The 6,883-nt window shown below is 37.6% G+C and carries 8 protein-coding genes; 6 read left to right on the top strand and 2 right to left on the bottom strand.

Going from position 1 to position 6,883, the window contains the following annotated elements; translation table 11 throughout:
- Window positions 1–68 precede the first annotated feature (68 nt).
- Window positions 69–596 (top strand): hypothetical protein, encoded by a 528-nt coding sequence (locus tag A194_RS0113470; protein ID WP_017187343.1) that lies wholly within the window; start codon window positions 69–71, stop codon window positions 594–596.
- A 309-nt stretch (window positions 597–905) separates the two neighbouring features.
- On the opposite strand, the gene groL is transcribed toward A194_RS0113470, so the two are convergent.
- Together groL and groES are read right to left on the bottom strand one after the other, a co-directional pair.
- The gene (groL, locus tag A194_RS0113465) at window positions 906–2,537 is read right to left on the bottom strand and encodes a chaperonin GroEL (protein ID WP_017187342.1); all 1,632 of its coding nucleotides are present in this window, start codon (window positions 2,535–2,537) and stop codon (window positions 906–908) included.
- A 45-nt stretch (window positions 2,538–2,582) separates the two neighbouring features.
- Window positions 2,583–2,867, bottom strand: coding sequence for a co-chaperone GroES (gene groES, locus A194_RS0113460; protein ID WP_017187341.1), 285 nt, complete (start codon window positions 2,865–2,867; stop codon window positions 2,583–2,585).
- Window positions 2,868–3,074: 207 nt separating this feature from the next.
- Here groES and A194_RS0113455 point away from each other — a divergent pair, with 207 nt between their 5' ends.
- The 5 genes from A194_RS0113455 (at window position 3,075) to A194_RS0113435 (ending at window position 6,686) form a co-directional block, all read left to right on the top strand.
- Window positions 3,075–3,785 (top strand): CPBP family intramembrane glutamic endopeptidase, encoded by a 711-nt coding sequence (locus A194_RS0113455; RefSeq protein ID WP_017187340.1) that lies wholly within the window; start codon window positions 3,075–3,077, stop codon window positions 3,783–3,785.
- A gap of 3 nt (window positions 3,786–3,788) precedes the next feature.
- Window positions 3,789–3,989, top strand: a complete 201-nt coding sequence (locus tag A194_RS0113450) for a YdiK family protein (protein WP_017187339.1) — start codon at window positions 3,789–3,791, stop codon at window positions 3,987–3,989.
- A 223-nt stretch (window positions 3,990–4,212) separates the two neighbouring features.
- On the top strand, window positions 4,213–5,589 hold the full coding sequence (locus A194_RS0113445) for an alanine/glycine:cation symporter family protein (RefSeq protein ID WP_017187338.1): 1,377 nt from the start codon (window positions 4,213–4,215) through the stop codon (window positions 5,587–5,589).
- A gap of 234 nt (window positions 5,590–5,823) precedes the next feature.
- Window positions 5,824–6,303, top strand: coding sequence for a UPF0158 family protein (locus tag A194_RS0113440; RefSeq protein WP_040402972.1), 480 nt, complete (start codon window positions 5,824–5,826; stop codon window positions 6,301–6,303).
- Window positions 6,304–6,320: 17 nt separating this feature from the next.
- The gene (locus tag A194_RS0113435; RefSeq protein WP_017187336.1) at window positions 6,321–6,686 is read left to right on the top strand and encodes a hypothetical protein; all 366 of its coding nucleotides are present in this window, start codon (window positions 6,321–6,323) and stop codon (window positions 6,684–6,686) included.
- The last annotated feature ends 197 nt before the right edge of the window (window positions 6,687–6,883 follow it).

The raw sequence follows: 6,883 nt of genomic DNA, 5'->3' as shown, positions 1-6,883 counted from the left end.
TGTCTGCATGCGGTAAATTGTTCTTATAGTTATAATTTAGAGTATGTTTACCATAGGGGGGGGAAATTGTGAAAAAAGAAATACGTATTTCAGAAAAACTATTGTTAGCTGGGCTTTGTTTAATTTTAGTATTTATGATTGTGCAAGATTGGGTGCCACTAGGTTCATTAAATGACATTCAAGCCATTAGAGAAGAGCACTCATTTAATGAATTAATCACTGTTACATTGATCAATATAACTCAAATATTAATATTAATGGGGCTGGTGGTCACTTTTATGGGAAAAAGGTATCCAATCTGGGTTAAAATTTGGTTAATTATCCATCCAATTTGTATATTTGCAGGAGTATTGCTGGATTGGTGGATTCCTTATCTCTTTGGATACGGTGCAGAGCAAAGAGTCGAGAGGTATAATCAAATGTTTGGAGATACCCATTCTTTCCTTCCAGTAATGAATGGTATTGTTCCAAATACGCTTCACTACCTTTTTCATGTCACTCTATTAATCTGTATTATCATAGTGATTTATATTTCCTTCACCTCTCTAAGAAAAAAGAAAAAGGATTATAACAGTTTTTCTGAAAATACAAACTAAATTCTCTCTTTATCCTATTTTACATTAATAAATAAAACCTGTTTGTGAACTATTGTACTTAAACAAAACGGGGATATTAGTTTTATAGAAGAATGAGCATTTTCCAATAAGGAGTTACTACTCAAAATACAACAAACATTGGTGTAGCAATGAAAAATCAGCTTTGACTTGCTAGGCAAGTCAAAGCTAATTTCATACTACATTTTTATTGTTAGTTCTACAAAACTAAACTACTTACCTTCAGTATATCTTACCTTTACTTATTTAAATGTTTATAAATCTTGTTCTGAAAGGATTTGTTCACTATCCTTACATCATGCCCGGCATGCCGCCGCCCATTGCTCCCATGTCAGGTGCTCCACCTTCGTTTTCGTCTGGGTGGTCTGCTACAACCGCTTCAGTTGTTAGGAACATTGCTGCAACGGATGCTGCGTTTTGTAGTGCTGAACGCGTCACTTTTGTTGGGTCAACGATGCCGTGATCAACCATGTTTACCCACTCGCCAGTTGCTGCGTTGAATCCAGTACCTACTTCTTCACCTTTTAGACGTTCAACGATGATTGAACCTTCAAGGCCTGCGTTGTGTGCGATCTGGCGTACTGGCTCTTCCATCGCGCGAAGTACGATGCTTGCACCTGTTGCTTCGTCGCCTTCTAATTGTAGTTCAGATACTTTGCTGTAGATGTTTACTAGTGCTGTACCACCACCAGCAACAATACCTTCTTCAACTGCTGCGCGAGTTGAGTTTAATGCGTCTTCGATACGTAGCTTTTTCTCTTTCATTTCTGTTTCTGTAGCTGCACCGACTTTGATGACTGCTACACCGCCAGCTAGTTTCGCTAGGCGCTCTTGTAATTTTTCTTTATCAAAGTCAGAAGTAGTCTCTTCTAACTGTGCACGTAGTTGGTTCACACGACCTGATAGCTTTTCTGGGTCGCCTGCTCCTTCTACTACTGTTGTGTTTTCTTTCGTTACAACAACTTTAGATGCGCGACCTAATTGGTCAATTGTAGCGCTCTTAAGGTCTAAGCCTAAGTCTTCAGTGATCACTTCTGCACCAGTTAGTGTCGCAATATCTTCAAGCATTGCTTTACGACGATCACCGAAACCAGGAGCCTTAACTGCTACTGCATTGAACGTTCCGCGAAGCTTATTCACAACTAATGTTGCAAGTGCTTCACCTTCAACATCATCAGCAATAATTAATACTGGCTTGCTTTGTTGTACAACTTGTTCTAATACAGGAAGAACTTCTTGAATGTTAGAAATCTTCTTATCTGTAATTAGGATGTAAGGGTCTTCTAATTCTGCTTCCATCTTATCTTGGTCAGTAACCATGTATGGAGAAGCGTAACCACGGTCAAATTGCATACCTTCTACAACTTCTAACTCAGTGTTAAAACCTTTAGACTCTTCAATTGTAATAACACCATCGTTACCTACACGTTCCATTGCTTCTGCAATTAGTGAGCCTACTTCTTCGTCAGCTGCAGAAATAGAAGCAACTTGAGAGATAGATTCTCTACCTTCGATTGGGTTTGAGATTTTACGAAGTTCGTCAGTTGCTACTTCTGTCGCTTTTTCAATACCGCGACGGATTCCTACTGGGTTTGCACCTGAAGTGACGTTCTTAAGACCTTCACGAATCATCGCTTGCGCTAGTACTGTTGCAGTCGTCGTACCATCACCAGCAATTTCGTTCGTCTTAGAAGCAACTTCTGATACTAGCTGTGCACCCATATTTTCAAAATGATCTTCGAGTTCGATTTCTTTTGCGATTGTTACACCATCGTTTGTAATAAGTGGTGAACCGAACTTCTTATCTAGAACAACGTTACGTCCTTTAGGTCCTAACGTTACTTTTACTGCGTCTGCTAGAGCATCAACACCTCTTAGCATAGAACGACGTGCGTCTTCACTAAATTTGATCTCTTTAGCCATGATCAATACCCTCCTCGAATGTTTTAATCTCTAATAACAAAATTATTACTGTACAACTGCTAAAATATCGTTTTCGCGTAATACTAAGTATTCTTTACCATCTTTCTCAACTTCTGTTCCAGCGAACTTAGAATAAACGACTGTATCGCCTTCACTTACTTCTAATGCCACTTTATCACCATTGTCTGTTACGCGGCCTGAGCCTACAGCAATGACTTTACCTTCTTGTGGCTTTTCCTTAGCAGAATCAGGTAGTACGATTCCGCTTGAAGTCGTTTCCTCTTGTTCTACAACTTCTACAATTACGCGATCTCCTAGTGGTTTTAACATAATCAAAACCTCCTCTGATTTATATGTTGAAGATGATTATTAGCACTCAAGATCGGTGAGTGCTAATTTCAATTATTATAATAATCAATCACGAAAATTTTTGCAAGTAAAAACCATAAAATTTTTGTTTCCCCTATATATTTAGTATAGAATAGCTTTTAGATACTAAAATGGTTATAGCAGACTTATTAGAAAGGGACGATTATAGTGCCGAGAAGATATTGGGGAATACTGATTGTTTACATTATTGCACAACTTCTACCAGGAATTATTTTAGTTAATATCCATTATCCAGAAAATCCACCGATTGATGACATGGTTTATTGGACTTTAGCTAGTATGGCCATTGCAACATTATGGATTCTTTATTTATTAAGAAAAGACATGGCAGAAGTGAATATGCGGAGTGGACCGACAACTGGAGAAATTGTCAAATGGTCTATTATTGGTGTGTTTTTAGCTTATGCAGTACAAATCGTTGCTAACATGATTAACATATACGTGTTAGGTATTGATGGTGGATCTGAAAACACGCAAAGTATTATGGAAATTATCGAGGCAAACATTTGGTTTATTATATTACCGATTGTTTTTGCACCTATATTAGAAGAGATTATTTTCCGTAAAATTATTTTTGGTGAATTATATAAACGCACGAACTTTATCATTGCTGGTATAATTTCGGCATTAATTTTCGCAGCGGTTCATATGGACTTTACGTTCATTTTGACTTATACTGCTATGGGGTTTGCCTTTGCTTACCTATATGTCAAAACTAAACGTATTATTGTGCCGATCATCGCACATATGGCGATGAACGCGATTGTTGTATTAATTCAAATGAATGTAGATATTGATGAATTAGAAAGACAACTAGAAGAATTTGAGAACGCAATGATGATTTTCTTTGGAGGATAATGTATGAAACTTTCACCACTGTTTTTAGCATGGGTTTATCTGATCATGGGCGCTTTATTCGTATACATTGGTATACAGTACGCTGATGAGACGGTTTGGAACTTCGCAACGATTATTTTCGCACTAATTGCGACGATTGATTTTGTCGTTGCCATTAGGTTGTTCGGTGTCCATAGCGCGATGAAAAACAAAAAAGACCAATAATCATTTAACCCGCAACGGATGACGTTGCGGGTTTTCTATTGTTTAGAACTTTTTTACTAAATATCCTATTTTTAACTAGCATATCAAATAGTTAGGCTGAATAATTATCAAACAAGCCTCCGCTTTTTAAAATATCATAATTTTCAGAAATAATCTTGTTTTATCTACAAATTTCCATTATTATTAACAAAGGGAGGACAAACTTTTACAAGGGAGGAATACTATGCAAGAGACTGTGATTGATTGGTTAGAGGCTATAGGTGATATAGTCTGGGGACCATGGTTGTTAATTTTACTAGTTGGTACTGGTATATTCTTAACAATTAGACTAAGCTTTTTGCAATTTAAAACTCTACCTTATGCTTTAAAACTATCTTTTAGTCCAAAAAGACAAGACAAAAAATCTGAAGGTGACATTTCTCACTTCCAAGCACTGACGACGGCATTAGCGGCGACTATTGGTACTGGTAACATCGCTGGTGTTGCAACAGCCGTTGTACTTGGTGGTCCAGGTGCTGTATTTTGGATGTGGATCTCGGCACTATTCGGTATGGCTACCAAGTATGCCGAGGCGATTCTAGCCGTTAAATACCGTGTTAAAGAGCCTAGCGGTAAAATGGCTGGTGGACCGATGTACTATATCGAAAAAGGACTTAAGATGAAATGGCTTGCCGTTCTATTCGCAATCTTCGGTGCTATTGCTGCTTTCGGTATTGGTAACATGGTTCAGTCGAACTCAGTATCTGACGTATTAGACGATACGTTCAGTGTACCTGTAGTCGCAACAGGTGTTATACTTACTGTTCTTGCTGGTTTAGTTATTCTTGGCGGTATTAAGAGTATTGGTAAAGTTACTGCTTATATCGTACCGTTTATGGCATTATTTTATGTCATCGGTGGCTTAGTCATCTTATTTACAAACTTAGAGATGGCTGGCCAAGCGATCGCATTCATCTTTACGGATGCATTTACAGGTGAAGCTGTTGCAGGTGGTGCAATTGGTGCTGTAATTCGTTGGGGTGTTGCTCGAGGCGTATTCTCAAACGAAGCTGGTTTAGGTTCTGCTCCTATTGCTGCAGCAGCTGCTCGAACAGATTATCCTGGTCGACAAGCATTAGTGTCAATGACACAGGTGTTTATTGATACAATCGTCGTTTGTACAATTACAGGTGTTACGATCGTAATGGCTGACATGTACTTAGCTGGTGAAGAAGGTGCAAGCTTAACATCACAATCATTTGAATTTTTCTTAGGGCCAACTGGTTCAATGATCGTTTCAATTGGTCTAGTATTCTTTGCTTTCTCTACTATTCTAGGTTGGTCTTACTATGGTGAGAAATGTTTCGGTTACTTAACGAAACACCGTGGCTTAACAGGCTACAGAGTAGTGTTTATTCTATTCATCTTCGTAGGTGCAATTGTTCAATTAGATGTTGTATGGTCATTCGCCGATGTTATGAACGGCTTAATGGCTGTACCTAACTTAATTGGCTTACTCCTACTATCAGGTGTAGTTGTTAATGAGACGCGGAAATTTATTAAAGTTAGAAAAGAGGAAGAAGAAGCAGAAAAGTCCGGTTCTCCACCAACTGAGTCTTAATGCTTTACCTCATATAAGAAGGTGACTTCGGTTTATTCCGGGAGTCACCTTTTTTTGTTGGGTTTGGTTATGCTTGTGGGAGGGTTTTGGCGTTCGGGCTATACTTTTTGGCGTTCGTGGAATTATTTTGGCGCTCACTAGATACCCAAATATTTACAACGGTTAGATTCCGCCTTCACATAATGACACGACCACGTCCTAGTGCTACAATAATCCGTATATTAGTAAAAGAGGATGATCAACGTGACATCAAAAGTTAAACTTCGTGATTTAGTAGAGGCAATGAATACTCAAACTGATTATCATATTGATTTTATAAATGTAAAATCTGGTGAAATAGTCAGTATAACAAATGAAATTTTAAACATCGCAGAAGATACAGAACCCTTTGATAATAAGTTACCTGACTGGCAACAAGAGGAGTTGAAACTAGCTCACGAAATCTTGGATAATGAAAACCAATACATAGAGTTGCCATCAAGATTTGATATTAATGAGTATAAGATGATGAAAGATTTTTGTTATAACTTTGACAATTCACAAGTTCAATCTGATCTATTGCAAGCCATAAGAGGAAGAGGAGCATTTAGAAGATTTAAAGATAAACTAATCAAGTTAGGCTTAGACCAAGAGTGGTTCAACTTTCGAGACGAACGCTACAAGGAAATTGCAATTGAACTTTGTAACAACCATGATTTAGAGTATGAAGACTAGAGAAATGAGTGTTTTTTATGAGTAAAGAAAAAATTGAACAAAACGTATATCGACATGGGAAAGTGCTAATTCAGGAAAAAGGATACATCAGTCCAATTGACCTATTAATCAAAATGGAACGAGTCACACCAAAACAAGTGAATGACTGGCGTTTAAAAAAGATACCTAATATTGAAAGCGTTACTGTAGGTAATTTATCCAAAATCAATCATATTTTAAAAACGTTACAAAAATTTGCGAAGGAGCAAAACTTAAAACCTTCTATGACAATCTATAAATCTTGGGGAAAAGGACCTAAGAAAACTCTTCAATTCTCGAAAAAAGGGAATGCATATATTGAAGAAGTATATTCCACCCATTATGTGGGGGTCAAACCTAAATAAAATTGAACCCTCCTTCTTGATTGCTAATAAAGTAGATCAGATGGAGGGCTTTTGGATATAACAAGATAATTTGTACTTACTTTTTGGCACGTGGGAATATTTTGGCGTTTTTCGAGCAGTACTTTCTGGCGCTCACGAAAATTTATTGGCGTTCGCGATATTTTATCGGCGTTCACGATATTTTATCAGCGTTCAGA

Source organism: Alkalibacillus haloalkaliphilus C5, from assembly GCF_000269905.1.
In the GTDB taxonomy this organism is placed as follows: Bacteria; Bacillota; Bacilli; order Bacillales; family Alkalibacillaceae; genus Alkalibacillus; species Alkalibacillus haloalkaliphilus_A.
The sequence above is the reverse complement of the archived record's forward strand: the minus strand, read 5'-3'. Positions and strand labels throughout refer to the sequence as shown.

Coding starts and splice junctions, on each gene's coding strand:
- A194_RS0113445 (WP_017187338.1), top strand. CDS start 4,213: ATGCAAGAGACTGTGATTGATTGGTTAGAGGCTATAGGTGATATAGTC.
- groES (WP_017187341.1), bottom strand. CDS start 2,867: ATGTTAAAACCACTAGGAGATCGCGTAATTGTAGAAGTTGTAGAACAA.
- A194_RS0113450 (WP_017187339.1), top strand. CDS start 3,789: ATGAAACTTTCACCACTGTTTTTAGCATGGGTTTATCTGATCATGGGC.
- A194_RS0113435 (WP_017187336.1), top strand. CDS start 6,321: ATGAGTAAAGAAAAAATTGAACAAAACGTATATCGACATGGGAAAGTG.
- groL (WP_017187342.1), bottom strand. CDS start 2,537: ATGGCTAAAGAGATCAAATTTAGTGAAGACGCACGTCGTTCTATGCTA.
- A194_RS0113440 (WP_040402972.1), top strand. CDS start 5,824: ATGATCAACGTGACATCAAAAGTTAAACTTCGTGATTTAGTAGAGGCA.